This is a genomic window from Geodermatophilus sp. SYSU D00700, from assembly GCF_054050255.1.
On sequence record NZ_JBJGZA010000005.1, the window covers coordinates 99367 to 124804 of the forward strand.

The following is a 25438-nucleotide window of genomic DNA, read 5'->3' on the forward strand; positions in this document are numbered from 1 at the left end:
GGGTCGGCGTGGAACCCGAGGACCCGGGGCGCAGGGCGGCCGAACGCGCCGCGACGGCCGCCCGCCGGACGCGGGAGCTCTCCGAGCGGCTCGCCCGCCTGACCGCCGGGGAACCGCCGGACGCCGAGGACGTCCAGGAGGCCCGGGCGCAGGCCGCGCTCGCCGCCGAGCACGCCCGCGAGTCGGCCGAGCGCGCGCGCCTGGGCCACGAGCGCGCGGCCCGCTCGCACGAGCGGACGGCGGAGGTGCACGAGTCGGCCGCGCGGGCCGGCGTCGGCGACGTCGCCGGTCACCGCAGCCGGGCGGAGGGCCACCGTTCCGCGGCCGAGGAGGACAGGCACGCCGCCGAGGAGGACGCGGCGGACGCCCGGCACGGGGAGGAGGTGCCCGGTGGCCCTGCCTGAGCCGGGACCGGCCCTGCCGCCGGCCTCCGTCGACGAGGTCCTCGCCCTGCTCGCCGACCTCGACGTCCGCGACGAGGAGCTGCAGGTCGTCTCCGAGGAGCTGCGCGCCCAGCAGGAGCAGATCGCCTCCCTGCTGGCCCGCCACGAGAGCGAGCTCCGCTGGCGCAGCCACCTCGCCGCCCTCGTGCCGCTGGGACTGGCGCTCACCGACGGCAACGGCAAGCTGCTCGAGGTCAACCCCGCGCTGGCCACGACCCTGGGCGTGGGCTTCGGCCGGCTGCACGGCAAGCCCCTGTCGGTCTTCCTGGCGCCGGCGGACACCGCCGCCTTCCGCACCGCCCTGCGCCGGCTCGCCGCGGCGGACAGCGGCGAGCAGCACCTGACGGTCACGGTCCGGCCGCGCACCGGGCCGGAGGTGCGGTCGGAGCTGTTCGGCTTCCCCGAGCGGTCCGCTGCCGCCCCGTCCGCCGCGCGGGTGCAGTGGGTGGTCGCGCCGGCCGCTCCGGAGCCGGGGCCGGACGACGGGGGCGAGCCGGGTGCGGCCGACGTCCTGGGCCTGGCCGCCGCCTTCTCCCAGCTCTCGGCGCTGCCGGTCGCCGAACCCGACCGGCAGCGGATGCTCGGCCGGATGGCCACCCTCGTGCGCAGCGCGGTCCCCGGCGCCGACTGGGTCAGTGTCGCCCTCGGCTCTCCCCTGGACCCCCAGCGGCTGGGCAGCGACTCGGCGGAGGCCCAGGACTTCGACGGCCGGCAGGTGCAGGTCCAGGAGGGCCCCTGTCTGGACGCGCACGCCACCGGGCGGCCGGTGACCACCCCGGACGTGACGGCCGACGAGCGCTGGCCGCGGTTGGCCGCGGCCAGCGGCTCCGCCGCCGTGCGCAGCGTCCTCGCCGTCCCCGTCCTGGACGGCGACGAGAGCATCGGCGTCATCAACATCTACGGGGCCCGGCCGCACGCCTTCGGGCCCGCGAACCGGCGCATCGGCGAGCTGGCGGCCGCCGCGGCGACCGGGGTGCTGCAGAGCGTCGGCGAGCGGGAGTCGCTGCGCACCCTCGCCGCGCACCTGGAGCGCGCGCTGACCTCCAGGGCCGTCATCGACCAGGCCAAGGGGGTGCTGATGGCCCGCCTGGGCGTGGACGCCGACGAGGCGTTCGCCCGGCTGGTGACCCTGAGCTCCCACCTCAACGTGAAGCTGCGCGACCTGGCGCGGCTGGTCGTCGAGGGCGACCGGGACGTGATCGCCCGGATCAGCGCTCGCTCGGGTCCATCACGATGACCGCGCCACCGCGCTCGCCGGTCCGCTGGAAGAAGGCGCTGACGGTGACCCGCACGTGGACCGGCCGGCCCCGCCGGTTGACGCCGTCGAGCTCGACGGTGTCGTGCGAGGGGCCCTGCTCGGCCACCTGACGGCGCAGCAGCGGGTGCAGCTGCGACACCGGCAGGCCGATGTCGAGGTTGAGCAGGTGCTGGCCCTTCACCTCGTCCTGGCGGATCCCCCAGAGGTCCTCGGCGGCGGCGTTCCAGGCCAGCACGCGCAGCGCCGGGTCGACCACGGCCACCCCGGCGCGGAAGCTGCCGAGGACGCCGGCCATGAACTCGTTGAGCGCGGTCACCTCGTCGGTGCTGCCCCGCAGCTCCTCGTTGGTCGCGTGGAGCTCGTCGTTCATCGACTGGAGCTCCTCGTTCATGGTCTCGAGCTCCTCGTTGGTCGACTGGAGCTCCTCGTTGGTGGTCTCGAGCTCCTCGACCGTGGACTGGAGCTCCTCGTTGGTGGTCTCGAGCTCCTCGTTGGTCGACTGCAGTTCCTCGTAGGCGGTCTCGAGCTGCCGGTTGGCGTACTCCAGCTCGGTCTGCAGCCTCCGGTACTGCGTCACGTCGACGAAGATGATCGTGGTGCCCAGCAGGGCGCCGCCCTCGCCGTACAGGGGGCGGACCTGGACGTCGAAGACGGTGACCTCCTGTCCCGGCCGCCGCCGCTCGACCCCGCGCAGCCAGACCGGCCGGCGCTCGGCCACCGCCTCGGCGATCGCGCCCCGCAGCTCGACCGGGCGGTAGGAGCTCTCGAGGTCCTGGAACGGGCGGCCGACGTCCCGGTCCTCGACGCCGAGCACGTGCTCGGCCTGGCGGTTGACCATCGCCACCCGCCCGTCGGCGTCGAGCGCGAGCTGGGCGGTCGGCGCCGAGAGCATGACCTCCTGCCGCAGCCGGGACAGGCTGCGCTCGTCGAACGGCGGCGCGTCGGCCGACTGTGCGGGGACCGCCGGCCGCTCCGGCGCCGGTCGCGTGCTCCGCTTGCGGAAGAACCGGCGGGTGAGGTCGACCGGGACGAAGAGCTGGTTGTGCGACAGCAGCATCTCCGCCTTGCCGAGGAACAGGACCCCCGACGGGTTGAGCGCGAAGTGCAGCCGGCCGAGGATCCGGCTCTGGGTCTCGGCGTTGAAGTACATGAGCGTGTTGCGGCACAGCAGCAGGTCGACGTGCGAGATCGGGGCGTCCTGCACCAGGTCGTTGCGTCCGAAGATCACCGAGCGGCGCAGGTCCTTGCGGAAGGTGTACCGGGCGCCGTCGGCCTGGAAGTACGCCTCGGCCTGCTCCGGGGTCAGCCCGACCAGCTCCCGCTCGGTGAACGACGCCTGCCGGGCCTGGGCCAGCGCCTCCTCGTCGACGTCCGTGGCGTAGATCTTCACCCGCTGCCGGAACTCGTCGGCCCCGAGGACGTCGGCGAGCAGGATCGCGAGGCTGTAGGCCTCCTGCCCGGACGCGCAGCCGGCGCTCCACACCCGGATCGTCGGCCCCGCCGCGGCCAGGACCTCGGGGAGGACGTCGTCGCGCAGGTGCTCCCAGGACGCGGCGTCGCGGAAGAAGCTCGTGACGTTGATCAGCACCGTGTTGAACAGCGGCGTGAACTCGTCGGGGTGGACCTCCAGGTAGTCCTGGTAGTCGCTCACCGACGAGATGCCCACGTCGGCCATCCGCCGGCGCACGCGGCGGACGAGGCTGGGCCGCTTGTAGCCGGTGAAGTCGAACCCGCGCTGCTCGCGCAGGTAGACCAGCAGGTCCTCGAAGTCGGGGTCGACGTCTCCCCCGCGGTCCGCGGGCGCCTCGTCGGCCGGCAGGTCGTCCCCGTCCTCGACGCCGTTCTCGACGTCGTCGGGCCCGGGCTGCTGGTGGGTCACCGGGTCACTGCTCCCCCGCCTGCTCGGGCACGGCGGTGCCCTCGAGCTCGCCGCCGCGCAGCAGGCGACGGATCAGCAGGGCGGCGGCGTGCGCCTCGTCGTGGCGCCGGGAGAACGTGTCCGCGGTGTGCGCGTGCCCGCGCCTGCGGGCCCGGTCCCTCATGCGCAGGCTCAGCGCCGCCCGCTCCTCGAGCCCGCGCAGTGCCATCCACAGCGCCCCCTCCAGGGCCTCCGACTGCTCGGCGGCCAACGCCTCCGGCGACCAGGCGTGGCCCACGCGGCACCGGTACCGCTCCAGGCCGCCCTCGGTGATCGTGAACAGGGCGCCGTTGCAGGACGGGCAGCCGAAGCCCGACGGGACGCCGGGCCGGTCGTCGTCGTTCAGCGCGGCGGCGTCGAACTCCGCCATCGCCGCCTCCTTGTCCATCAGCTCGGTCACGGCCGGGGGGTCCACCACGACCTCCTCGGTCACCAGGTCGAGGAGCAGGGGGCCCATCTTCGCCGCCGGGGCCACGTGGTCGACGGCGGCCTCCTCGATGGCGTGGGCGGGCATGCTCGGGTGGAGCGCGTCCTCGGGGTCCTGGGCCACGCACACGCCGCCGCGCTCGCGGACGGCGATCGTCCCCGCCGTCCCGTCGTCGAGCGCCCCGGACAGGACGACCGCCACCACGCGCGGGCCGGCGGCCCGGGCCGCGGAGCGGAACAGCGCGTCCACGGCCGGACGGTGGCCGTTCTCCCGCGGTCCGCGCGAGAGCATGAGGCGGTCCTCCACGACCAGCAGGTGGTGGTCGGGAACGGCGACCGTGACCACGCCCGACCGCAGCGGGGCTCCGTCGACCGCCCGGTGGACCGGCAGCGGGCAGACCCGGCCGAGGATCTCCGGCAGCGCACTGCGTCCGGTCGACGGGATGTGCAGCACCACCAGCACCGCCGCCGGGAAGTCCACCGGCAGGGTGCCGAGCAGGGTGCGCAGCGCCTCGACGCCACCCGCCGAGGCGCCGACCAGCACGAGATCACGTCGCGCCACGACCGGACTCCGTCTCCGCACCGGACCCCTCGCGAGGTCCTGCGAGCACCGTAGTGCCCCCGTCGGCTGCCGCCCCGCTCAGTGGCTGCGCCACGGCTCGGGGCCACGGACGTCGCCGGTCCGCTGGGCCGCCCGCGCCTGCTTCCGGACGTCGCGGGCATCGGCGCGGGTACGGGCGCACCGCTGGAACAGCACCGTCAGCCTGCTCGTCTGGGCACGGGTCCGCAGCACCGCGGTGGCGGTCCGGCCCAGCCCGGGATCGCCCCCGGCGAGCAGGGCGTCCAGGACGGGGGCGTCCACCGGCACGGTGTCCTCGGGCCACATCCGCAGACCGACGTCGCGGAGGGCCTCGTCGGCGACCACCGCGAGGTACCGGTCCTCCTGCTCCGGCCACACGGCCCCGGCGAGACGGGCGTCGAACTCGAACCGCGACCGGTCGCCACCCATCGCCAGGTACCGGCACCAGAGCTCACCGGCGCTCAGGCCGCTGAGCCGGCAGGCCAGCGACAGGTCATCGGGTGCCACCATGCCGCTCCGATCCCCCCTACGGGCAGTTCCCGAGCCCCTCCAGACTAGGTCCGGCGGCGCGGCTGAGCACCTCCGTGCATGCGCCCCCTCCGGCTGGGTACCGCGGCTCGGACGGAGCTGGAACAGACGGGTCCGCCGGCGTGCACCCGCGTGCGCGCGGACCGACCCGCGCCCCAGCGGAGCCCGACACGGAGGACGGGGCGCATGGGTGTGAGCGTGTGGGCGCGCCGGCCCCCGCCACGAACGACCCCCGACGGCGGGGCGGCGTGGCAGCAGCAGCCGGCCGACCTCGCCGCCCTCGCGGCGTTGCGGCGCGGACTGCGCGCGGTCCTGCGCAGCGGCGGGCTGCCCCGCGGCGCCGACGACGGTGAGCGGCTGCTGCTGGTCGTCGAGGAGCTGGCCTCCAACGCCCTGCGGCACGGCTGCCCCCCGGTGCACGTGGCCGTCACCGCCGCTCCCCTCGGCTGGCTGGTGGCCGTCGACGACGCCGCCACCGGCCGGTCGCCGGTGCCGGCGCTCGACCGCGATCCGGGACACGGCGGCATGGGCCTGTCCGTGGTCGCCCACCTCTGCGGGTCGCACGGCTGGGACGTCGGGGGGGACCACAAGACCGTGTGGGCCCGGGTGCCCTACCTCGAGTTGCTGCCCGAGGAGAGGATCCGCACGGCCACCGACCGTGCCGTCGCCCTGGCCGCCTGCCTGGTCGAGACCACGGTCCTCACGGGCCGGACCCTCGAGGCGCTGGCGGTCCGGGCGGAGGCGGCCGGCCGCACCGACGCGGCCAGGAGGTACCGCACCCGTGCGGCGCGTGCGCGGGAGGAGGCGCAGCGGGCCCGAGCGGTGGTCGAGGCGGCCGCGGGAGCACCCGGGCAGCACGCCGGCTGACCGCCGTCCCATCCGCCGCGTCCCGGCCACGAGACCCCGGCGAGCGCCGGCACCGTGCGGGACCTGCTGGCCCCGCGGACACGGCGCCGACACGCGCGACACCCCGCACCGGCCCTTGTCGACGGCCTCCGCCGGGGGAACCCTGACTGCATGGAGGGTCCCGAGGAGCGGCCCGCCCCTGGGCAGGCGCCCGGTGGCGACGCGCCCGGTTCCGCCCGGGACGCCTCCGAGCGCCTCCGGCGGGACGTGCGAGAGCTCCAGGAGCGGCTGCGCCGAGGCGCTCAGGCGGTCGCCGCCACCGAGGGGCGCATCGCCGCCACGCTCCTCGAGATGGCCGATCGGGCACTGCGGGAGACCCGGCTCGAGGACGCGCAGCGACTGTTGCGCCAGGCCGCGGCGGCGTTCCGGGGTGCGGAGCACGAGCGGCTGCGGGCGGAACGCTGGCCGGCGGCCACCGCCCCCGACGCGGAACCGGCGGGTGCCCCGCGCCGGCCGCCCGCCGGCGACCGGGTGCGGGAGGACGAGGCCCGGGACCGCGACCGGGCTGCCCGTGATCGGGACGACGCGGCCGAGCGCCGGGAGCGGGACGCTCGCCGGCGCGACGAGGAGGCCACCGGACGCGACCACCGCGCCGACCTGCGCGGCGAGGAGGCCGACCGCAGGGAGGTCGCCGCCGCCGAGGGCCGTGCCGGACGAGCGAGCCGCGCGGCACCTCCCGGGGCAGGTGGTGAACAGCGGGCCGTCGACGCCGAGGTCGAGGCGAGCCACCGGGCGTGGGCGGAGGACGACCGAGCGCAGGCCGCGGCCGACCGGGCGGCCGACGCAGCCGACCGCCGTGCCGCGGAGGACGATCGTGCGGCAGCGGCCCGGGACCGCGCGGCCGCCCGGGCCGACCGCCGCCGCGCCGCCGGCGACCGCGCCGCCGCCCGGGCCGACCGCGACGGGTCCCCGACGCCGGACCGGTAGACCGGTCGTAGCCGCGCCACGCCGAGGACGCGCGCCGCTGTGTCAGGGACCTGACACAGGAGTACCGTCGATCGGGTGGGAACGCCGACCGCTCCCGACCGGCGCCAGGGCTTCTCCGTCGTCGTCCTGGCCGCCAGTCTCGGCGGTCCGCGGGCGCTGCGCACCGTCGTGTCGGGGTTGCCGGCCGACTTCCCCGTACCGGTCCTGGTGGTGCAGCACCGCGGTCCCGGGCACCCGGACCTGCTGACCGACCTGCTGCGCGCCTGTGCGGACCTCCCGGTGCGGACCGCCACACCGGGTCCGCTGGTCCCCGGGGTGACGGTCCTGCCGGCGGGGACCACCGCCGACCTGGCCGCGGACGGGCTGCTGACGCTGCGGTCCCACCCGACGGCGACGGCTGCGGACGCGCTCCTCCTCGGTGCGGCCGCCGCGTTCGGCCCGCGCGTGCTGGCCGTGGTGCTGACCGGCCGGTTGTCCGACGGGGCCGCAGGCGTCCGCGCGGTGCGGCGGGTGGGCGGGCGGGTGCTGGTCCAGGACCCCGAGGACGCCGAGGCGCCGGGCATGCCCAGCGCGGCACTGGCCACCGGCTGCGTCGAGCACGCCCTGCCGCTGCCGCTCGTCGCCCCCGCGCTGGTGGCGTACACGATGGCACCGGGCGCGGCGGAGTTGCTCGCCGTCCCCGTACCGCCGTGGGCCCGGCTGCCCCCCCCGCTCGTACCGGCCTGACCCCGGTCCTCCGGGAGTAGCCTGGCCGTCCCGGAGACGACGGGAACACCGCCCGACGAATCGGGAGGCGGCCCGTGCCGACCGACAGCACCGCACCGGATCCGCGGCGCAACGTCCTGCTCGGCCTCCTGCCCGCGGACGAGTTCCGCAGGCTGGAGCCGCTCCTCGAGGTCGTCCCGCTCGACGTCCGCGACGAGGTGTACGAGGCCGGGAAGTTCATCGAGCACGTCTGGTTCCCCCTCGACGCCGTCCTGTCGGTGGTCGCCATCGTCGAGGGCGAGGCGGCCGTCGAGGTCGCCACGGTCGGCTTCGAGGGGATGTCGGGCCTGCCGGTGTTCCTGGGGACCGCCGAGAGCCCACACGACTGCTTCTGCCAGGTCGCCGGCACCGCCGCGCGCCTGGCGACCGGCGACCTGCGCCGGTTCCTCACCTCCGACGGCGCGCTGCACGACCTGCTGCACCGCTACACGCAGGCGACGATGGTGCAGCTGGCCCAGAACGTCGCCTGCAACCGCCTGCACACCACCGAGGAGCGCTGCGCCCGGTGGCTGCTGCAGACCCGCGACCGGGTGGGTGCCGACGAGTTCAGCCTCACCCAGGAGTTCCTGGCCCAGATGCTGGGCGTGCGCCGCGGCACGGTGTCCCTCACCGCCGGGGTGCTGCAGCAGGCCGGGGTCATCCGCTACACCCGCGGGCGGATCACCGTCGTCGACGTCGACGCCCTGCACGACGCGGCGTGCGACTGCTACGACGTCATCCAGGCCGAGTACCGGCGCCTCACCGCGGCTCCCGGGCTCTGACCGCCGCCGCGGCACCGGCCCCACCCGCGTCGACCCGTGGTCGGTCGGGAGCCGGCGGGACCGATGAGATCGGCTGCGTCCGCCGGTCGGAGCTCCCGGACCCAGCCGTGGACCGGGAGGACGCATGCGGAAGATCGTCGTGCAGATGATGCTGTCGCTGGACGGCTACTCCGAGGGGCCGGACTCCGACCTGAGCTGGCACCGCGTCGACGAGGACCTGCACGCGCACTTCAACGAGCACCTCGCGACCATGAGCGCCTTCCTCGAGGGCCGGGTCACCTACGAGCTGATGGAGGCGTTCTGGCCGACCGCCGACCAGGACCCGGACAACCCGCCGACCATGCGGGAGTTCGCCGGCATCTGGCGAGCGGTGCCGAAGATCGTCTTCTCCCGCACGCTGCAGGAGGTCGGCCCCAACGCCTCACTGCGGTCAGCGGTGGACCCCGAGGAGATCCGCGCACTCAAGCAGCAGCCCGGCGGGGACATGACGCTCGGCGGGGTCGACCTGGTCGAGACCTTCCGCCGGCTGGACCTCGTCGACGAGTACCGGCTCTACGTCAACCCGGTCGTCGTCGGCCGCGGCCGGCGGCTGTTCGAGACCGCTGACCACCCGACCGACCTGGAGCTGGTGGAGACCCGGCCCTTCGGCAACGGTGTCGTCCTGCTGCGCTACGCGGTCCGACGCGCGTAGGTGTCCCCGGCCACCCCGGTCGGTGTCCCCGGGTGCCACCGACGAGCGGCCGGGGCTGCCGCTCACGGGAGGGCGCCGACCCGCGAGCTGCGCACGACGTCGAGGCTCAGCGCCGCGCCGGCGCCCGCCACGAGACCGGCGAGCAGGAACGGGACGAGGAAACCACCCGTCGTCTCGGCGAGCCAGCCACCGAGCGGCGGGCCGGCGAGCTGCGCCAGGCCGAAGGCCAGGGTGCAGCGGCCGAAGGCGCCCGCGAACTCCCGCGGGGTCAGGGAGTCCGACAGGCGGGCGGCGATGACGGCCGGCAGCCCGGACATCGTCAGCCCGAACAGCAGCGCCGACGCCGAGGCGAGGGGTTCCGCGCCCAGGGGCACGAGCAGGATCGCCGCGGCCATGAGGAGGTAGCCGCCGACCAGCGTGGGACCGCGCCCCCACCGGTCCGACAGCGGCCCCAGGACGACCCCGCCGGCGACCAGCCCGACGCCGACGAGGGTGTACACCGCCGAGGCGTGGCCGGGCGAGAAGCCGGCGTCGTCCTCCAGCGCGGTGACCAGGTAGCTGGTGTAGACGGAGTAGGCCAGGCCGTAGGCGGCGTACCCGCCGGTCAGGCCGATCCACCCGGGGACCCGCCGCAGCGCGCCGGCACGGACGGGGACGTCGTCGTCACGGTGCCGGGCCGGGCGGAGCAGCAGCAGGCACAGCACGAGGGCGAGGACGGCGATCGCCGTCTCCACCAGGTACACCGTGCGCCAGGAGGCGTCCCCGCCGGCGGCCTGCAGGGACCAGGTGAGGGCGCTGGCGAGGACGATGCCGCCGCCGATGCCCGAGCCGGCGACGCCGATCGCCGCCCCGCGGCGGGCGGGCCGGACGACGGAGCCGGCCAGGCCGGGCGCCGGCACCCAGATGAAGGCGCCGCCCACGCCGGTCAGCGTGAGCCCGGCCGCCAGGGTCCCGGCGCCCTCGGCCCGGGTGAGCAGCGCCAACCCCAGCGCGCTGCAGGCCAGCCCGGCCTTGATGAGCGCCGCCGGCCGCGCGCGGCGCGACAGCGCGCTGACCGCCACGGTGCCGAGCAGGTAGGCGGTGACGTTGGCCGTGGCGACCAGCCCGGCGAGCGCGTAGGACCCGAGCAGGTCGCGGTTGATCGCCGGCAGGAGCAGGGCGTAGGAGAACCGGCCGAAGGCCTGCGCGACGGCGGAGGCGAGCGCCACGAGCAGGACGAGCCCCAGCGGACGCACCGGCACGCCGCCACCTCCGCACCGCCGACGGACGACGCCCCAGCGGCGCCGCGCCGAGTCCACCACGCGCGACGTGGGGGACGTCGACCGCTCCCTCGCCGGGCGGAGGCGCCTCGGGCGGAAGGCTGCGGCCTCGCGCAGCCGAGGCTGTCCCCGGCCCGCCGCCGGCGGGAGGATCACGACCGTTGCCCCGGCCTCCGCCGGGCTGCACAGCCAGCGCGCGTCACGTGGGAGGGACGGCCAGTGGCGGTCTGGGACGTCACACGCCTGCCGGAGCGGGACCAGTTCGACTACTGGCACGAGGTCATCTGCCGGGCGTTCGTCCCGCTGACCCCGCGCCGCGAGACGAGCGGTCCGGGGTTCGCCGCGAAGGTCGAGACCCGGCCACTGGTCGAGGTCAACCGGGCGCGGATCTTCTCCCAGCCGCAGGCCACCGACCACGGCCCGCGCGAGGTCGCGGCCACCGAGGGTGAGTTCTACTTCGTGAACCTCCAGCTCGCCGGGCGGTGCCACACCCGCCAGGGCGGCGAGGAGTCGGTCGTCGAGCCCGGGCAGTTCGTCGTCGTGGACACCACCGAGCCGTACCACTTCGACTTCGACACCGAGTGGCAGATGCTCTCCTTCCGGATCCCGCACCAGCAGCTGCGGTCACGGCTGGCCGGCCGGCGGCCGCGGACGGGGGTGGGCCTGGACGGCACGGGCGCCGGCGGGGCGGTCACCGCCCTCATGACGGCGCTCTGGCAGGTGGGCGAGGCCGGCGATCGGACCGCCCTGCGGGACCTGGAGCAGGCCCTGGCGTCGGCGGTCGCCGCGGCGACGGCAGCTCCCGCGGTGCGCGCCGGCGCCATCGACCGCACCGCCCTGCGGGCCGCCGTGGTGCAGCACGTGCGGGACCACCTGACCGACCGCTCCCTGTCGGTGACCACCGTCTGCCGGCGCTTCGCCATCTCCCCCCGGACCCTGCACAACGTCTTCGCCGGATCCGGGGAGTCCTTCGCCGCCACGGTGCGCGCCCACCGCCTCGACCGCTGCGCCGACCTGCTCGCCGATCCGCAGGTCTCCCGGACGGTGATCGACATCGCCGCGGCGCACGGCTTCGACGACCCCACCTCGTTCAGCCGCGCCTTCCGCCGCCGCTTCGGCGCCAGTCCCCGGGACGTGCGCCGGTCGGCCACGACCGGCCCGCGGACGGCGCACGCCACCAGGCGCTGAACGGCCGGTCGGGAGGCGGGCCGACGGCGTCCCGGCCACGGCCGACGGGGTGCACGAACTGCACGGGATCGGTGCACCCGGAGCCAGGACGGCCCGGGCGAGCGGGGCGACCCTGGCCGGTGCCCCGGGCACCGCCGGGTCCGCCAGCGAGGAGCACCGCGATGACCGTGTCGTTCACCCTCACGCCCGAGCAGGAGCAGCTCAAGGCGGTCGCCCGCCGGTTCGCCGAGGAGCACCTGCGCGACCTCGCCGCCGCCGTGCGGGCGGAGCCGGATCCGCTCACCCGGGCCATGCTCGCCCGACCGGTCTTCGAGAAGGCGGTCACCGCCGGCTTCCTCAAGGGCCTGGTCCCGGTGCCGTTCGGAGGTGCGGCCTCCAGCGGGGTGGACGCGGCGATCTTCATCGAGGAGTGGGCCACCCACAGCCCGGACTTCGTCATCTCGATGGCCGGCCCGCTGATCGCCCTGGCACCGGTGTACGAGGCGGGGACCCCGGAGCAGATCGAGCGGTTCGTCGCACCCTTCCTCGTCGACCACGGTGCGCCCGTCGCCGCGATGGCCTACAGCGAGCCGGGAGGGAGTGCGAACTTCGACGCTCCCGCACCCGCCGAGGGCACCCGCACCACCGCCGTGCTCGACGGCGACGAGTGGGTGGTCAACGGGCGCAAGGCATGGGCGTCGCACCTGTCCGGGTGGGACGGCGACGGCCCCGACGTCATGACCATCGTCTGCCGCACCCCGGGCGGCATCTCCCTCGTCGTCGCCGAGCGGGCCCAGCTGGCCGGCCGGATCGAGGTGGAGGAGCACTACGACCTGGTGGGCCTGCGCGGCTGCCTGACCTCCCGGATCAGGCTGCACGACGTGCGGGTCCCGCGCGGCAACCTGATCGGCGCCGAGGGGCAGGGGGTCGCACTGACCCGGAGCGCGTTCCTCGGCAGTGGCGCCTCGATCGGCACGTTCGCGGTCGCGGCCATGCGCGCGGCCTTCGACGTCGCCCATCGCTTCGCCCTCACCGAGAAGCGGGGCGGAGCGGTCCCGATCATCGAGCACCAGGCCGTCGCCGACGTGCTCGCCGACGCCAAGGGCCGGATCGAGGCGGTGCGCCTGCTGAGCTGGCGGGCGCTGGACGCCGTGATGTCGCAGCACCCCTCCGCGCTGGAGCTGGCACTGCACGCCAAGGTCCTCGGTTCCGAGACCGGCGTCGCGGTCGTCAACGACCTGGTCAAGATCGTCGGCGTCTCGGCGTACGACCGCAGCTTCCCGCTCATGGACCTCCTCGCCGACGCGCTGGCCTACCCGATCATCGAGGGCAGCAACACCGGGGTCCGGCGTCGCCAACTGCACGACCTCCTCCGCCGGCCCGACTACGACCCGCTGGCGGCGTCCGGCATGGCGTGAGGCCGCCCCACGGTGGTCGAGATGGTGGCCGGCCCGGACCGCCGGTGGCCGCCGGTGCCGGGGACGGGCTACCGTGACGGACGGGTCGAAACACCCGGCCCGATTCGTGCGCGCTCAGCCGTCGTGAGCCCGGCGATCGGGGCCGGCTGCCGTGGCGCGCATCCGAGTCCAGGACGTGCCGTGACGACGACCTCCCTCTCCTCACCGGAACCGGCCGTGGCCGGGCTGCTGGTGACCCTCGACCTCCCGACCCGGCGGGTCGTGCTGACCGGTGAGCTGGACCGGGCGACCTGCGGGCACCTGACCGCGGCGTGTCCGGCGCTGGCCGCCGCCGCCGCGCCGGCCTGGGTCGTGGACGTGACCGGGCTGACCTTCTGCGACGCCTCCGGGCTGCGGGCCCTGGCCGACGTCCGGCGTGCCGCCGCGGACGCCGGTGCCACGGTGGTCGTGGTCGGTGCGCGTCCGTTCGTGCGAGGGCTGCTGAGGCTGGCCGGGCTGGGCGACGTGCTGGCGCCGGTCGCGCGGACCGCCCCGGCGCCGGCCGACCGCCGGACGGGCCGGGCCCCCGCTGCGCGTGGGGCAGCTCCGGAGGGGTCCGCGGCCCGCCCGGCGCGTCCTCCCCGCACCGGAGCGCTCCCAGGAGGGCGGCATGCCTCCGGTCGGGCCTGACGCGGTCACGGGGCCGGACGGGCCGAGGGGCTCGGAGGGTCCGGAGCGGCTGGCGGCCACGCTGGTGCAGATGGCCGGCCTGGTGCTGTCGCAGGAGACGGTCCGGTCGGCGGTGGAGCTGGTCACCGCGCTGGCGTCGGCGACCGCGCCGGGCACCGACGGGGCGGCGGTCACCGTCGTCGACGAGCACGGCACCCGCACGATGGCCGCGACGAGCGAGCTGGCCACGCAGGCCGACGCCCTGCAGTACTCCCTCGACGAGGGCCCGTGCCTGACCGCCTGGCGCACCGGGCAGCTCGTGCGCATCGACGACGTCGCCGGCGACCGGCGCTGGCCGGCGTGGAGCGAGCAGGCCACCCGGCTGGGCGTCCGGTCGGCGTTGAGCGCCCCGCTGGTCACCGACGGGACGTCGATCGGCGCGATCAAGCTGTACGGGCTGCAGCCGGGCCGGTTCGACGAGCACGACGAACAGGTGATGACGCTGTTCGCCCGGCAGGCGGCCATCCTGCTGGCCGCCACCCGGGACCTGTCCGGCGCCCGGGAGCTCGGCCGCCGGCTGACCGACGCCCTGGCCGGCCGGGACGTGGTCAGCCAGGCCATCGGCGTGCTGCTGGCCCGCGGCGCGCCGGACCGGGAGGTCGCCTTCGCCCGGCTGGCCGCCGCCGCCGACGGCACCGGCCGTCCGGTGCACGACATCGCCCGGGACCTCCTCGCCGCGCTCCCCCGCGGCGTCGGCGAACCGCCGACGTCCTGAGTCGACGGGCGGCCGAGGTGACGGACCAGGACCGGCACGAGCGGGTGGAGGCCGCGCGGCTGCGCGCGGAGATGACCGTCCGCGAGTTGTGGCTGCGCTACATCGCCCTCGGCGGCAACGGCGACCTGTTCGACCTCGACGCCTACCTCAACGGGCTCCTGCCGCTGGCCGACTTCGACCAGAACGTGCTCGCCGTCGCCGTCAACGAGCGGCTCGAGGAGGTGTACCGCGCGGCGCGGGTCCCGCTGGTCACCCCACTCCCCGACGCGCCCCGCGCTCCCGCGCCGGCCGCGGATCTCCGCGCCGCCATCGCCAGGCTGCTGGACCTCGACGGCGCGAGCGGGACCACGCGGCCGCAGGCGGAGGAGGCGCCACCCACCTCACCGCGGCCGGCAACCCGTCACGGGGAGGACAGCGCCACCGCCTGAGACCCGGCGCGCCCGCCACGGTGCGCGTAGCGTGGCGCCCAGCGGCGACGCGGACGTGCGTCGACAGTGCGCCCAACAGCGACGCATCCGCGAGGCGGACCCTCGATCGGGGTCCCGCGGCCGAGGTCACCCCCCGGTAAGTCAGACCGGAGGCCGTGGCGTGGCGAGCAGCCAGGACCCGCGACGTCCGTCGCGAGAGGGATCCCCGTGACCACCGACGCTGCGCCCCCGTTGACCGTCATCGCCTGGCGGATGGGGCGCCTGCCCGTGACCGCCCTGTGGTGGGACTACGTCAGCTGCGGCGGCAACCGTTCCCGCGCCGAGCTGGCCGACTACCTCAGCGGTGCGGGGCGCTGGTCGGACTCCGAGCACAACGTCCTGGCCCAGGCGTTGAACGAGGCCCTGTGGGACGTCGGCTGCCCGTCCCTGGCCGCGCTCCGGTAGGCCCGCTCGGGCCGCGACGGGTCGGCTGCGCGTCCCGGCCGAGTCCCGGACGCGGCCTCAGCGGCCGAGGGCGCCGGTCCGAGTGAGCTCCTCGGCGACCACGTGCAGCTTCTGGTTCGTGTCCTGACTCGTCTTCGCCAGCAGGGCGAACGCCACCTCGGCGGTGATCTTGTACCGCTCCATCAGGATGCCCTTGGCCTGGCCGATCAGGTCCCGGCTCCCCAGGGCCGTGGCGATGTGGTCGAGGTCCTGGGCGTCGGCGACCGCGATGGCGGCGTGGGCAGCGAAGAGCAGGCCGATGCGCTCGGACTCGTCGGTGAAGGCCGCCGGCCGGCGAGCCAGCAGGTTCAGCGCCCCGAGGTCGTTCTCGTGCACGAACAGCTGGAAGCACAGCATGCTGCGCACGCCCAGCTGCGCCACGGCCCTCCGGGTCAGCTCCGGCCAGCGAGGGTCGGTGGCCAGGTCGTCGACGCGCACGGTCCGCTGCTCGTACATGGCGTCCAGGCACGGACCCTGGTGTGTCTCCTGCTGCAGGTCGTCGAGGCGTCGCGCGAGCTCACCGGTGACCGCGGCCGACACCACCCGCCGCCGGGACTGCACCAGGCTGACGCTGGCCTCGTCGGCCCCCGGGATCGTCCCCCGCACGGCGGCGACGATGACCTGCATCACCGAGCTGGCGTCGGTGTGGCGCTGCATCTCCCGCGCGAGGTCGGCCAGCACCTGGGAGAGGTCCGCCCGCACGGCCTCCCCGGTGGCCTGCGAGGACGGCCGCCCACGGTGGTTCCGTCCGGCGGTCTCGGGTGTCTCGGGACGCTGCGTTCCCGGCCCCTGCCCGGGACGGGGACTGTTCTCATCCACCCCCGAACTGTGGCACGTGCGGCGGCCGACCGGAACGGACTCGCGCGAACACCCACGTCCGGTCGTCCGCACGCGGAGGACGTCGCCGGCGCCGCCCGCTGCGGGCTGTCTCAGGGGCGGCTGACGCCGTCGACGATGTCCTGGGCGATGTCGCGGACCTTGCGGTTGGACCGCTGCGAGGCGGCCGCGAGCAGGTGGAAGGCCGCTGCCGCGTCGCAGCGGCGCTGGCCCATCAGGATGCCCTTTGCCTGTTCGATCACCGCCCGCGTCTGCATGGCCCGGTCCAGGTTCTCGGCGAGGTCCCGGGTGCTCTCGTAGAGGTGCATGTTGTGCACCGCCACGGCGACGTAGGAGGCGAAGGCCCGGGCGACGTCCCTGGCCTCGTCGTCGAAGGCGTCGGCCTCGACCGCGTAGAGGTTCAGCGCACCGTGCACGGCTTCCCGTACCGGTACCGGGACGGACAGGGAGCTCAGCGAGCCGCGCTCGACGCACACCCGGGCGTAGTCGGGCCAGCGCGTCTCCTCGCGGGCGTCGGTGATCTCCCGGATCTCCTCACCGACCGCCGCCTCCAGGCAGGGGCCGTAGCCGCGACCGTACTGGGACTCGTCGAGGTCGATCGCCAGCTTGCCGGTGTAGGCCGCGGTGGTGGCCCGGTCGTTGACCACCAGGCTGATCGAGGCCTCCTCGACGCCGGGTGTCACGCGCTTGGCGAGGTCGGCGACCTTCCGCAGCATCCCGTCCAGGGAGCTGTCGTCGAAGGACATCCGGCCGAGTTCGGCGAAGGCGTCGTGGACGTCCCCGGGTCCGGGCGGCGGCTGGTCGTGGTCGGTGCTCATCGCGGTCCGCTCCGTCGGGCCCGGCTGGTCGACGAGGGGTCGCGACCCCGGGACGGGCCGCCCTGGCGGGTGGCCCGTGATCCGCCAGGCCGGCTGCACGACCCGTCCGGAGCCGCCGGCGCGGCTCCGTCAGCAACGTACCCGGCCGCCGTGTCGTCGTGCCTGGACTCCCGGCCCGCGTCAGCGGGCGGGGTCGACCACGGTCATGCCGGCGACCGCCGCCCGGTCGAACACGGGCAGCAGGGCGGCGGCCTCCTCCAGGCCGATGGTGCGTTCGACCAGCCGCTGCGGCTGCAGCGAACCGCGCTCCACGAGCGCCATCATCGGCGGGTAGTCGGCCGCGGCCATCCCGTGGCTGCCCAGCAGGTCCAGTTCCCAGCCGATCGCCCGCGCCATCGGGACCCGCGGGTGACCGTCGACCGGCGGCAGCAGCCCGACCTGCACGTGCCGCCCCTGCCGGCGCAGGCTCAGGATCGAGTCCGCGCAGGTCTGCTCGCTCCCCACGGCGTCGACGGCGACGTGGCTGCCGCCGCGGGTCAGGTCCACGACGGCCGCCGGGACGTCGCGACCGTCGGCGTGCACGGTGTGCTCCGCGCCGAGATCGGCGGCCACGGCGAGGGCCTCGGGGTTGCGGTCCACCGCCACCACCCGGGCCCCCAGCGAGCGGGCGATCGCCACAGCGCTCAGGCCGACGCCACCCGCGCCCACCACGGTGACCCACTCCCCCTCGCCGACCCGCCCGCGACCGACCAGGGCGCGGTAGGCCGTGGCGAACCGGCACCCCAGCGCGGCCGCGGCGACGGGGTCGACCCCGTCCGGGATGCGCACCAGGTTGGTGTCGGCCGCGTGCAGGGCGACGTACTCGGCGAAGGACCCCCAGTGGGTGAAGCCCGGCTGCTGCTGGTCCGGGCAGACCTGGGCCTCCCCGGCCCGGCACCACTCGCAGCGTCCGCAGCCGCAGACGAACGGGACGGTCACCCGGTCACCGGGGCGCCAGCGGGTGACGCCGGCACCGACCTCGACCACCACCCCGGCGAGCTCGTGCCCCGGCACGTGCGGGAACACGACCTCGTCGTGTCCGGCCCAGGCGTGCCAGTCGCTGCGGCACACGCCCGTGGCCGTCACCCGCAGCACCACCCCGCCGGGCGGGGCGGTGGGCTCGGGCACCTCCCGCACCTGGGGCCGGGCCCGGACCGAGTCGACGACGACGGCGCGCACCGGCACATGCTGTCAGGCGTCCGCGCCGGGACCCGGTGAGCCGCCGGGGTGGAGCGACCCGCCTCACGCGACGAGCAGCCCGATGGCCACGAAGTGGCAGGTGGCGGCGGCGCAGACGAAGGCGTGGAAGACCTCGTGGTAGCCGAACACCGTCGGGAACGGGTCGGGTCGGCGGCGGTGGTAGGCGACGGCTCCTGCGATGTAGAGCAGCCCGCCGACGACGACGAGCACCGCGGCGGCGACACCGCCGTCGGTCCACAGGGCGGGCAGGGCGAGCGCGTTGACCACTCCCAGCCCGATGAACGCCCCGCCGACGAGCCACTCGGGTGCGTCCATGTGGGCCAGGCGGACCCCGATCCCCACCGCGGTGAGCGACCACAGCAGGACCAGGAGCACCAGGCCGTGGCTGCCGCCAGCGGCGAGCAGCAGCACGGGAGTGGCCGTACCGGCGATCAGCAGGAAGATCATCACGTGGTCGGCCCGCTGCAGGACGCGGCCGGCGACCGGACCCCAGACACCCCGGTGGTAGAGGGCGCTGACGCCGAACAGGCCGCTGAGGCAGCCGGTGTAGACCGCGACACCGACCACCTGCCTGGTCCCCTGGGCGGCGACCTGGAGCAGCGTCCCCGCGACCAGCGATGCGAGGAACCACAGCAGGTGCAGCCAGCCGCGCAGCAGGGGTCGGACGTACTGCACGCCGCGCCGGGCGTCGTAGTGCCACGTCACGCCCGCGCTCAGCTGCCCGTCCGTCCGGCTCACCTCCCCGGTCATCGGACCACTCGGCGGTCGTCCCGCCGGACCGGGCGCCCGGTGCCCGCGCCGGGCCTCCGCGACGTCGACGGCGGTCGGCCGCTCGGAGTGCGACGACTGGGCGGTCCCTCCCGCCGCCGGCACACGTCCGCGCCGGGGTGCACGGGCCGGGGACCTCGACCGGCGGACACCGACGACCACTCGGTCACCGGGACCGCCAGGTGGCCCCCATCCGGCACGCAGGTGTCCCGGGTGATCCGCTCGCCGGCCATGTCGCTCCCGGCCGGGATGTGCATCCCGGCGACGCGGGGTGGCCATCGCCACTGGTCTCGTGCCAGGCGGACCCCTCTGTGCGCAGCCGTCCTACCCGCTCGGGAGACCTGTGAATCCCGCCACCGCCTGCTGCCGCTCAGCGCCTGACGGTTCCTCGGCAGGCGCCGTAGCGACCCTTCGCTGGGAAGCCGGGTCAGGGACGTGTCCCTGAACGGCCCACTCCGGAACAGCTCCCGGGGGTTGCTCGGTGCAGGACCATCCCCACGTGGACGAGGTCACAGCACCGGACCTGCGTGGACTCAAGCCTGATGACGCGAGGCTCGTCTGTTACGAGCGAGACCTCGCGTTGAACATCGTCGTCGATGACTCGGTCGAGGTGTGTGGGATCGACTCGTCGCGCGCACGCATCACCGAGCAGGAGCCGACCCCTGGCAGCCGCACCGGTTCCAACGGTGTCGTCGCCTGGCTCGGCATCGTGGACGACGGCCCTGAGGTGGGGGTCCGAGAGCCTCGACGGCCGCCCCCGTCGCTGCACTCGCCGGGAGCGGCCCGCGACGATGGCCCAGCGCCCGGCAGCGCCAGCGGCGACTGGTAGTCCCTGGCCGCACGCGTTCTTGAAGCCGCCCCCGCGGTGAGTCTGGCCGCTGTCCCCGAGCGGCCCGCTCACGGCGGCGGCTCGGAGGGGCCCCACACCGACCCGTCCCAGCGGAACGTCCGACCGCCGGGACCTTCCCACAGGTCGCCGATCTCAGGTGGGTCCCGGTCCGGCACGATCGGGATCACCACGCCCTCGTCCTCGGCAGGGTCGAGCACGTGCAGGTCCTCCCCCGGGGTGTAGGTCCGGCGGCCGTGGCGCAGGTCGTCCACCAGGCCGGCCAGCCGGTCCCAGGCACCGTCGGTCACCAGGTCGTTGATCTCGCACCGGATGCACATCAGGGCTCCTCGGCTGTGCCTGCGCCCCAGTAGAAGGGGCCGCTGCCCGCCCTGACCGTGACGTCCCAGCCCAGGTCTCGGAGGCGTGCCTCGAGATCCGCGGGCTGGTGGGGGACCTTCACGGCGCGGTACGCGGTCCCGTCCCTGAGACGACGTTCGATGACGGAGGACTCCTCGCCGTGGACGAGCTCCGCGGGCGTTCGGGCGTTGTCGTCGACGAAGAACACACGCCCGCCGGGCCTCAGACAGTCGCGGACCATCACCCAGAACTGCTCGAACCGGTGCAGTGGAACGTGGGAGAGCCAGAAGCCGAAGAAGACGACGTCGAACTCGTGCTGAGGCCTCCACGCGAAGAGGTCCGCCTGCACGAAGCGGACCCGCGCCGCGCCGACGCGGGCCCGGGCGCGGGCCAGCATCTCCGGAGAGGCGTCCACGGCCGTGACGGTCCCAGCGGTACGGAGCAGCTGCTCGGTCCAGACACCGGGGCCGCAGGCGAGCTCCAGGACGTCACCGGCCGGGCCGAACCGTTCCAGTGCCTCGGCCAGCTCGCGCGCAGCGTCCTCGTCCACGGCGTACTCGTCCACCGCCGCGCTGTAGTAGGCGGCCTGCTCTGCCAGCAGGTCGTCATCACCGTCCAACCGCTCAGTCTCGTGCAACCACCCTCCCGGCACCCTCGAGCGTGGGGACCGGACACCTGAGCTCGGTGGACGAGCGCGTGACGGCCCGGTCGGCGAGCACCGGGACGACGGGCAATCCGCCCCTCGAGGGTGTCCTCGAGACCGGCCTCCGTCCCGGAGCGGCCCACTGGGGGACACGCCTCGAGGCCGAGGGAGTTGCCGGGTCCGAAGCGGCGCTGTGACAGGAGATGGCGGAGCTCAGGTGCCGCGGAGCGGCTGCACCTGCCGGCTCACGCTCAGGACCCACGCGGGAGTCCCAGGCCGGTCGACCGCGGTCTGTGGTCCTGGCGGCGGTCCGGACAGCCGGGCGGGGCGACGTCACGCAGGGGCACCGAGCGGCGGGTGCTCGAGCACGCGCGGCTTGTACTCGACCAGCTGGATGCGGCCGTCGAAGGTGCGGTGCTCGATCATCTCGAGGGCGACGTCCGGATAGCCGTCGTAGATGCGTTCTGCGCCCGTGGCCCCGGTGATCACCGGGAAGATCCCGACCCGGAAGCGGTCGACGAGTCCGGCTCGGAGCAGGGACCGGCACAGGCCGAGGCTGCCGATCGTGCTGAGGAGCCCCGAGCCGTTCTCCTTCATGGCGCGGACCGCTTCGACGGCGTCGTCGCGGACCAGCGTGGAGTTGGCCCACGTCAGCGGCTCCTCCAGCGAGGAGGAGAACACCACCTTGGGCGCTCGGGTGAGCTCGTCGACGGACGCCTCTTCCTCGGACCGGAACTCGTCCTGACCATCCGGGACCTCGCCGGCGGCGAAGCCCGACATGAGGCGGTAGGTGTTCGCTCCCATCAGGTAGGTGACCTCGGGCTGCTCCCCGAGCCATGCGAGGTACTCCGGGCCCTCGAGGCCCCAGAACCCGGGCCATCCCTCTCCCGATGCGTAGCCGTCGAGAGAGGTGATGAAGTCGACGAGAAGCTCCGACATGGTGATGTCCTTTCCTCGGGTGTCACGAGGTTGGACGGGCCGGGGGCCACGAGTTCATCGGCCGCGCGGTGGGGTGCCGGGGAAACCGTCCTGAGCGGCCCGCCACGGGACATCGGCCCTCGTCAGAGGGTCGCCCGCCGCTGCTTGTGTTGGAGTGCCCGTCCTCCGAGGGAACGGACATCCACGGCCGTCTGACCGTTGGCGACCTCCAGCCGGCGTGGCACCGGGGAGACGGACGGCCACCTGCACACGACGACTCTCGTCTCCCCCGACCAGTCCTCGAACGGACGCCGGCCCGTGGTGCACGCCGGCCGCGGCACCGCGGGCGGCCAGGACGGCGCCAGAGCGACTGTCACGTGGGCGGGTCGAGGTCAGCTGTCGGTGCACGACGGCCATCGGTGTGCCGCCCAGGCCGCCCAGCCCGGCCAGCCCGCCGGCGGGTCGGGGATCTGGCCGCCCTCGAGTTCCCCGGCGTCCGGGACCTGGAACTGCTGCCGCCACTGATCGAGATCGGCTTCGCTCATCGGGAACGTCTGCTGCGGTGCCGTCTCCTGACGGTGCGCGATGCGGGCGAGCTGGACGTCCTCGTCCACCGGCAGGTACACGACGCGGCACGCCGCCCGGTTCGCCCGGGCCAGCCACCGCAGTGCCGACCGTTCCTCGCGGGACCAGAGCCCGTAGTCGAGCACGACGCTGGTCCCCAGCCGCAGCGCCTGCAGGGCGACCGAGATGAGCCGCCCCTCCAGGACGAAGCGCTTTCCACCGGCCAGGTTGTCGCCGAACAGCGGGATCATCCACTGGTCCGGGGTCAGCCGGAGCGCTGGGTGGGTCCTGGCGAGCTGCTCGGCCCGGGTGGTCTTCCCGGCGCCCGGCAGCCCGACCATCAGGAACAGCGTGGCCACCCGCTGGTCCGTCGTTCCCGGTGCCGAGCCGGCCTGGACAGCAGCCGACGGCGGCCGGTCGGGCCGGCCGTCGACGGCGGCGGATCCGGCTGCCGGATGAGCTGGGGCCGGCTCGTCGGAGGGTGGATCGAGACGTCGCGATGGAGGCATGGATCCCCTGACCAGGCAGGATGGCCCGGCAGCGCGGACGTGGGTGAGGGCTGCCGGCGGGACACCGATCCGGCGGTACGCCTGGGACCGCCACCACGAGGGCAGCGGAGCTGGCCGCCTCGGCGGCCGGTGCGGTACCGCCGCTAGACGGCGGTCCGGACGACCATGCAGGCGAAGCAACCCATGCCGTCACCGTAGCCGAGGGCAGCCGAGCGTCACCGCCCACCGGGAAGGTGCGGAGTGCGCCCCTCGCCCACCCGGGGATGTCGAGATCACGAGCCGACACACCCCTCCGCCTGATGCCCAGCAGGAGGCCACCGACCGGCTCGACCAGGCGCTCCGCCGGTGACCGCTGCTGTCCTTCGGACCGCGTTGCTGTACTCGTGCGAGAGGCGGGCCACCCTCGTCGGGTGGCCCGCCTCTGACTGCGGTTGTCGTGTCGGGTCGACAGGATGTGGACCTGCGACCCCTTGACCCCCAGTCACGTTCGGGCCATCTGCCCACATCCGCACAGGTGTTATACGTGCAGGTCAGCGGTTCACAGCGCGCGCCGCCATCCGCCGGCAGTCATGGCCGATCGGCGCGCGTTGCCGTACCCGTTGCTGTACTTCTCCCCAGCGGCCGGGCGTGTCTGCGACAGCAGTCACGGCTCAGGTGACCTCCCGCGTCGCTGCGGGCGGAGGCGCTCACATCCACGTGCAACCGGCACTGGTACCCCCATCGAGGGCGAGCTGACTGTGCACGGGGTCGGCCGTGCCCCAAGGTCTTCTCCAGCCGAGGCACTCCTGACGCACTAAACCGAAGCGGAGGAGTGGCACGACGACGCCGGCGATCTCCGGTCCAGTCACAGCGACACCCTCGCCGATGGCCGGTCAGACGATGCGCAGATCGATGTGCACGTCCTGGCGGGCTGCGTGGGTCATGGCGACGACCAGCTCGAGTGCCATCTCCTCGAGGTCCTCGAACCTGTCGGCCTCGGTGGTACCGACACCCGGCACGTCGATCACCCAGTGGTCACCCTCGCTGATGGCGGTCGCGGTGAAGTCGGCCATCCGTCCTCCCGATCGCTGCCAGTGGCCGGTGCGACTGGGGTGTCGCGTCAGCCGACTGTCGACTGCCCGCGTCGTCTGGGCAGCCGGAGCCTGGGCGGGCCGAGCTCGTGTCGAGGCGGAACCTGGCCGCCGACCCCGCCTGCCCAGTGGACAGCGTGACGCCCCGCGGCCGAAACCCAGCCGGCCCCCGGGACGGCGGTGATCCCTGGCGTCAGGGTTTCACCGACCGCGCCACGGACACCGGAGGACCTGCAGGAGCGGATCCTTCGGCGAGGGAGCGGGCGATGATGACCGTGCTCACCACCAGCACGCTGCGGCCTGGAGGTCAGCAGGAGTGGGACGCAGTGATGCGGGATCGCCTCGAGGCCGCGCGACGCATGCCGGGCTGGGTCTCCGGCCAGGTGTTGATCCCCGAGGACGACCCGCTGTCGCGGGTGATCGTCGGCACATGGAACAGCCGCGAGGACTGGATGGCCTGGCACGACGATCCGGCGTTCCTCGACAAGCGCACAGTGCTCGAGGGCCTGGAGTCAGCGCCCAACGTGACCCGGTGGTTCTCCGTCGTGGCCGATGCCGGGGTGGGCGGGTGAGGCACCTGCCCGTGGGCTCGGGATCGGTCCGCCTCCCTCTGGGTCGAGCTGCCCGTCTCGGCGGCAGCGGCGCCCGTGCCCGTCACCGACGACGGCCGCTCCGCCCCTCAGCGCGAGGCCGGGCCGGCCAGACGAAGAGGGCCTCTCCTCCCCAGGCGTCGACCACCGCAGGACCGGCAGGCTCCTGATGGGCCCTCACCGCGGCCAGCACGTCAGGGCCGCTGGAGCGCTCGGGATGGCGCGGCCGCCACACGGCGTCGGGGCTCAGCCGCTGCGGGGAGGGACCGGTGCGGCTCGGCGGGCGGTGAACCTGTCGAACAGCGAGCCGGCGTTGAGGGTCTCGTCGCCTCGTCACTGGTGTCGAACCGGCGGCCGAGGAAGCCGAGCAGCTTGGACGTCCGGTGCGCGGTCACCGCGCGGATCCCTGTCGGCTGTCCACGGCGTCCATGGACAGCGGAGGTGATCAGGGACAGGCTGGGCGTTCCCCGACCACGGTCGGACAGTCGACCCGAGAAGAGGGCACCTCATGACTGGTGACATCAGGCAGACCGTGATCTCCGGCGTTCCCTACGTCGTGACGTCCGTCGCCGACGGCACCCCAGCGACGCTGAGCGCGTTGATCGACGACGCGGAGTTCACCATCGCCCGGAAGGACCAGCACCACCTGGTGCGCGGCCACGGACGCAGGCTGGACGGCAAGGTGGTCTTCTTCGAGAAGGACCACCTCGGGGGCAAAGACGTGAGGGTCTGGCATGTCACGGTCGATGACTCGGGAACGTTGAAGGCTGAGGCGGTCGCGGCGTTCTGAGCCGCCGTGCGTGAACGACCGACGCCACAGCGACTTCACCAGGCAGCCGCTGCGGTGGTGCACCGCGGTGGATCGAGGCCGCGGTGGGGATGGTGAGCCGAGCGGCTGGGGTCAGGCCCGACGCG

29 protein-coding genes are annotated in these 25438 nt (G+C 74.7%); 16 read left to right on the forward strand and 13 right to left on the reverse strand.

All coding sequences use genetic code 11. The features are described 5' to 3' along the window. The first annotated feature begins 8 nt into the window (after positions 1 to 8). Positions 9 to 404 (forward strand): hypothetical protein, encoded by a 396-nt coding sequence (locus ACI79V_RS06115; protein ID WP_456887527.1) that lies wholly within the window; start codon positions 9 to 11, stop codon positions 402 to 404. Continuing rightward, entirely contained in the window at positions 391 to 1680 is a 1290-nt protein-coding gene (locus tag ACI79V_RS06120; protein WP_456887528.1) for an ANTAR domain-containing protein, read from the forward strand. Before ACI79V_RS06115 ends, ACI79V_RS06120 begins: the two co-directional genes overlap by 14 nt. Here ACI79V_RS06120 and ACI79V_RS06125 read toward each other — a convergent pair. The 3 genes from ACI79V_RS06125 to ACI79V_RS06135 form a co-directional block, all read right to left on the reverse strand. Then, positions 1652 to 3580 (reverse strand): CheR family methyltransferase, encoded by a 1929-nt coding sequence (locus ACI79V_RS06125; protein WP_456887529.1) that lies wholly within the window; start codon positions 3578 to 3580, stop codon positions 1652 to 1654. The genes ACI79V_RS06120 and ACI79V_RS06125 overlap by 29 nt on opposite strands. Before the next feature lie 4 nt (positions 3581 to 3584). Next, entirely contained in the window at positions 3585 to 4607 is a 1023-nt protein-coding gene (locus ACI79V_RS06130) for a chemotaxis protein CheB (protein WP_456887530.1), read from the reverse strand. A gap of 78 nt (positions 4608 to 4685) precedes the next feature. Then, entirely contained in the window at positions 4686 to 5135 is a 450-nt protein-coding gene (locus ACI79V_RS06135) for a hypothetical protein (RefSeq protein ID WP_456887531.1), read from the reverse strand. 204 nt (positions 5136 to 5339) lie between these two features. Here ACI79V_RS06135 and ACI79V_RS06140 point away from each other — a divergent pair, with 204 nt between their 5' ends. From ACI79V_RS06140 to ACI79V_RS06160, 5 genes are all read left to right on the forward strand, one after another. Further along, the gene (locus tag ACI79V_RS06140) at positions 5340 to 6020 is read left to right on the forward strand and encodes an ATP-binding protein (protein WP_456887532.1); all 681 of its coding nucleotides are present in this window, start codon (positions 5340 to 5342) and stop codon (positions 6018 to 6020) included. 246 nt (positions 6021 to 6266) lie between these two features. Further along, a complete protein-coding gene (locus tag ACI79V_RS06145; RefSeq protein WP_456887533.1) occupies positions 6267 to 6986 on the forward strand; it encodes a hypothetical protein in 720 nt (239 codons plus the stop codon). Positions 6987 to 7061: 75 nt separating this feature from the next. After that, positions 7062 to 7712, forward strand: a complete 651-nt coding sequence (locus tag ACI79V_RS06150) for a chemotaxis protein CheB (protein WP_456887534.1) — start codon at positions 7062 to 7064, stop codon at positions 7710 to 7712. 74 nt (positions 7713 to 7786) lie between these two features. Further along, positions 7787 to 8512, forward strand: a complete 726-nt coding sequence (locus tag ACI79V_RS06155; RefSeq protein WP_456887535.1) for a Crp/Fnr family transcriptional regulator — start codon at positions 7787 to 7789, stop codon at positions 8510 to 8512. 124 nt (positions 8513 to 8636) lie between these two features. Continuing rightward, positions 8637 to 9203 carry a dihydrofolate reductase family protein gene (locus tag ACI79V_RS06160; RefSeq protein ID WP_456887536.1) on the forward strand — a complete coding sequence of 189 codons (567 nt, stop codon included), beginning with the start codon at positions 8637 to 8639 and terminating at the stop codon, positions 9201 to 9203. A gap of 62 nt (positions 9204 to 9265) precedes the next feature. On the opposite strand, the gene ACI79V_RS06165 is transcribed toward ACI79V_RS06160, so the two are convergent. Continuing rightward, positions 9266 to 10444, reverse strand: coding sequence for an MFS transporter (locus ACI79V_RS06165; RefSeq protein ID WP_456887537.1), 1179 nt, complete (start codon positions 10442 to 10444; stop codon positions 9266 to 9268). A 237-nt stretch (positions 10445 to 10681) separates the two neighbouring features. On the opposite strand from ACI79V_RS06165, the gene ACI79V_RS06170 reads away from it, so the two are divergent. From ACI79V_RS06170 to ACI79V_RS06195, 6 genes are all read left to right on the forward strand, one after another. Next, complete coding sequence (locus ACI79V_RS06170; RefSeq protein WP_456887538.1) at positions 10682 to 11650, forward strand: AraC-like ligand-binding domain-containing protein; 969 nt, start codon at positions 10682 to 10684, stop codon at positions 11648 to 11650. A gap of 161 nt (positions 11651 to 11811) precedes the next feature. Beyond that, positions 11812 to 13047, forward strand: a complete 1236-nt coding sequence (locus ACI79V_RS06175; RefSeq protein ID WP_456887539.1) for an acyl-CoA dehydrogenase family protein — start codon at positions 11812 to 11814, stop codon at positions 13045 to 13047. Between the two features lie 180 nt (positions 13048 to 13227). Further along, positions 13228 to 13716 carry an STAS domain-containing protein gene (locus ACI79V_RS06180; RefSeq protein ID WP_456887540.1) on the forward strand — a complete coding sequence of 163 codons (489 nt, stop codon included), beginning with the start codon at positions 13228 to 13230 and terminating at the stop codon, positions 13714 to 13716. Further along, the gene (locus ACI79V_RS06185) at positions 13697 to 14470 is read left to right on the forward strand and encodes a GAF domain-containing protein (RefSeq protein ID WP_456887541.1); all 774 of its coding nucleotides are present in this window, start codon (positions 13697 to 13699) and stop codon (positions 14468 to 14470) included. The genes ACI79V_RS06180 and ACI79V_RS06185 overlap by 20 nt, the downstream gene beginning before the upstream one ends. 17 nt (positions 14471 to 14487) lie before the next feature. Next, positions 14488 to 14898 (forward strand): hypothetical protein, encoded by a 411-nt coding sequence (locus tag ACI79V_RS06190; protein WP_456887542.1) that lies wholly within the window; start codon positions 14488 to 14490, stop codon positions 14896 to 14898. A 207-nt stretch (positions 14899 to 15105) separates the two neighbouring features. Beyond that, positions 15106 to 15342 carry a hypothetical protein gene (locus tag ACI79V_RS06195; protein ID WP_456887543.1) on the forward strand — a complete coding sequence of 79 codons (237 nt, stop codon included), beginning with the start codon at positions 15106 to 15108 and terminating at the stop codon, positions 15340 to 15342. A gap of 57 nt (positions 15343 to 15399) precedes the next feature. On the opposite strand, the gene ACI79V_RS06200 is transcribed toward ACI79V_RS06195, so the two are convergent. From ACI79V_RS06200 to trhA, 4 genes are all read right to left on the reverse strand, one after another. Continuing rightward, the gene (locus ACI79V_RS06200) at positions 15400 to 16083 is read right to left on the reverse strand and encodes an ANTAR domain-containing protein (protein WP_456887544.1); all 684 of its coding nucleotides are present in this window, start codon (positions 16081 to 16083) and stop codon (positions 15400 to 15402) included. A 227-nt stretch (positions 16084 to 16310) separates the two neighbouring features. Continuing rightward, the gene (locus tag ACI79V_RS06205) at positions 16311 to 17036 is read right to left on the reverse strand and encodes a GAF and ANTAR domain-containing protein (RefSeq protein WP_456887545.1); all 726 of its coding nucleotides are present in this window, start codon (positions 17034 to 17036) and stop codon (positions 16311 to 16313) included. 180 nt (positions 17037 to 17216) lie between these two features. Next, positions 17217 to 18254, reverse strand: coding sequence for an alcohol dehydrogenase catalytic domain-containing protein (locus ACI79V_RS06210; protein ID WP_456887546.1), 1038 nt, complete (start codon positions 18252 to 18254; stop codon positions 17217 to 17219). A 63-nt stretch (positions 18255 to 18317) separates the two neighbouring features. Further along, positions 18318 to 19013 (reverse strand): PAQR family membrane homeostasis protein TrhA, encoded by a 696-nt coding sequence (trhA, locus tag ACI79V_RS06215; RefSeq protein WP_456887547.1) that lies wholly within the window; start codon positions 19011 to 19013, stop codon positions 18318 to 18320. Positions 19014 to 19542: 529 nt separating this feature from the next. On the opposite strand from trhA, the gene ACI79V_RS06220 reads away from it, so the two are divergent. Continuing rightward, on the forward strand, positions 19543 to 19872 hold the full coding sequence (locus ACI79V_RS06220; RefSeq protein WP_456887548.1) for a hypothetical protein: 330 nt from the start codon (positions 19543 to 19545) through the stop codon (positions 19870 to 19872). A 68-nt stretch (positions 19873 to 19940) separates the two neighbouring features. On the opposite strand, the gene ACI79V_RS06225 is transcribed toward ACI79V_RS06220, so the two are convergent. The 5 genes from ACI79V_RS06225 to ACI79V_RS06245 all read right to left on the reverse strand — a co-directional run bounded on the left by ACI79V_RS06225 (position 19941) and on the right by ACI79V_RS06245 (position 23915). After that, positions 19941 to 20210, reverse strand: coding sequence for a hypothetical protein (locus ACI79V_RS06225; protein WP_456887549.1), 270 nt, complete (start codon positions 20208 to 20210; stop codon positions 19941 to 19943). Beyond that, positions 20210 to 20794 carry a class I SAM-dependent methyltransferase gene (locus ACI79V_RS06230; protein WP_456887550.1) on the reverse strand — a complete coding sequence of 195 codons (585 nt, stop codon included), beginning with the start codon at positions 20792 to 20794 and terminating at the stop codon, positions 20210 to 20212. The genes ACI79V_RS06225 and ACI79V_RS06230 overlap by 1 nt, the downstream gene beginning before the upstream one ends. A gap of 411 nt (positions 20795 to 21205) precedes the next feature. Then, the gene (locus ACI79V_RS06235) at positions 21206 to 21811 is read right to left on the reverse strand and encodes a dihydrofolate reductase family protein (RefSeq protein ID WP_456887551.1); all 606 of its coding nucleotides are present in this window, start codon (positions 21809 to 21811) and stop codon (positions 21206 to 21208) included. Between the two features lie 371 nt (positions 21812 to 22182). After that, on the reverse strand, positions 22183 to 22713 hold the full coding sequence (locus tag ACI79V_RS06240; RefSeq protein WP_456887552.1) for an AAA family ATPase: 531 nt from the start codon (positions 22711 to 22713) through the stop codon (positions 22183 to 22185). A gap of 1022 nt (positions 22714 to 23735) precedes the next feature. Then, positions 23736 to 23915 (reverse strand): hypothetical protein, encoded by a 180-nt coding sequence (locus ACI79V_RS06245; RefSeq protein WP_456887553.1) that lies wholly within the window; start codon positions 23913 to 23915, stop codon positions 23736 to 23738. 284 nt (positions 23916 to 24199) lie between these two features. Here ACI79V_RS06245 and ACI79V_RS06250 point away from each other — a divergent pair, with 284 nt between their 5' ends. Then, positions 24200 to 24505 (forward strand): antibiotic biosynthesis monooxygenase family protein, encoded by a 306-nt coding sequence (locus ACI79V_RS06250; RefSeq protein WP_456887554.1) that lies wholly within the window; start codon positions 24200 to 24202, stop codon positions 24503 to 24505. A 526-nt stretch (positions 24506 to 25031) separates the two neighbouring features. After that, entirely contained in the window at positions 25032 to 25313 is a 282-nt protein-coding gene (locus ACI79V_RS06255; protein ID WP_456887555.1) for a hypothetical protein, read from the forward strand. Positions 25314 to 25438 lie beyond the last annotated feature (125 nt).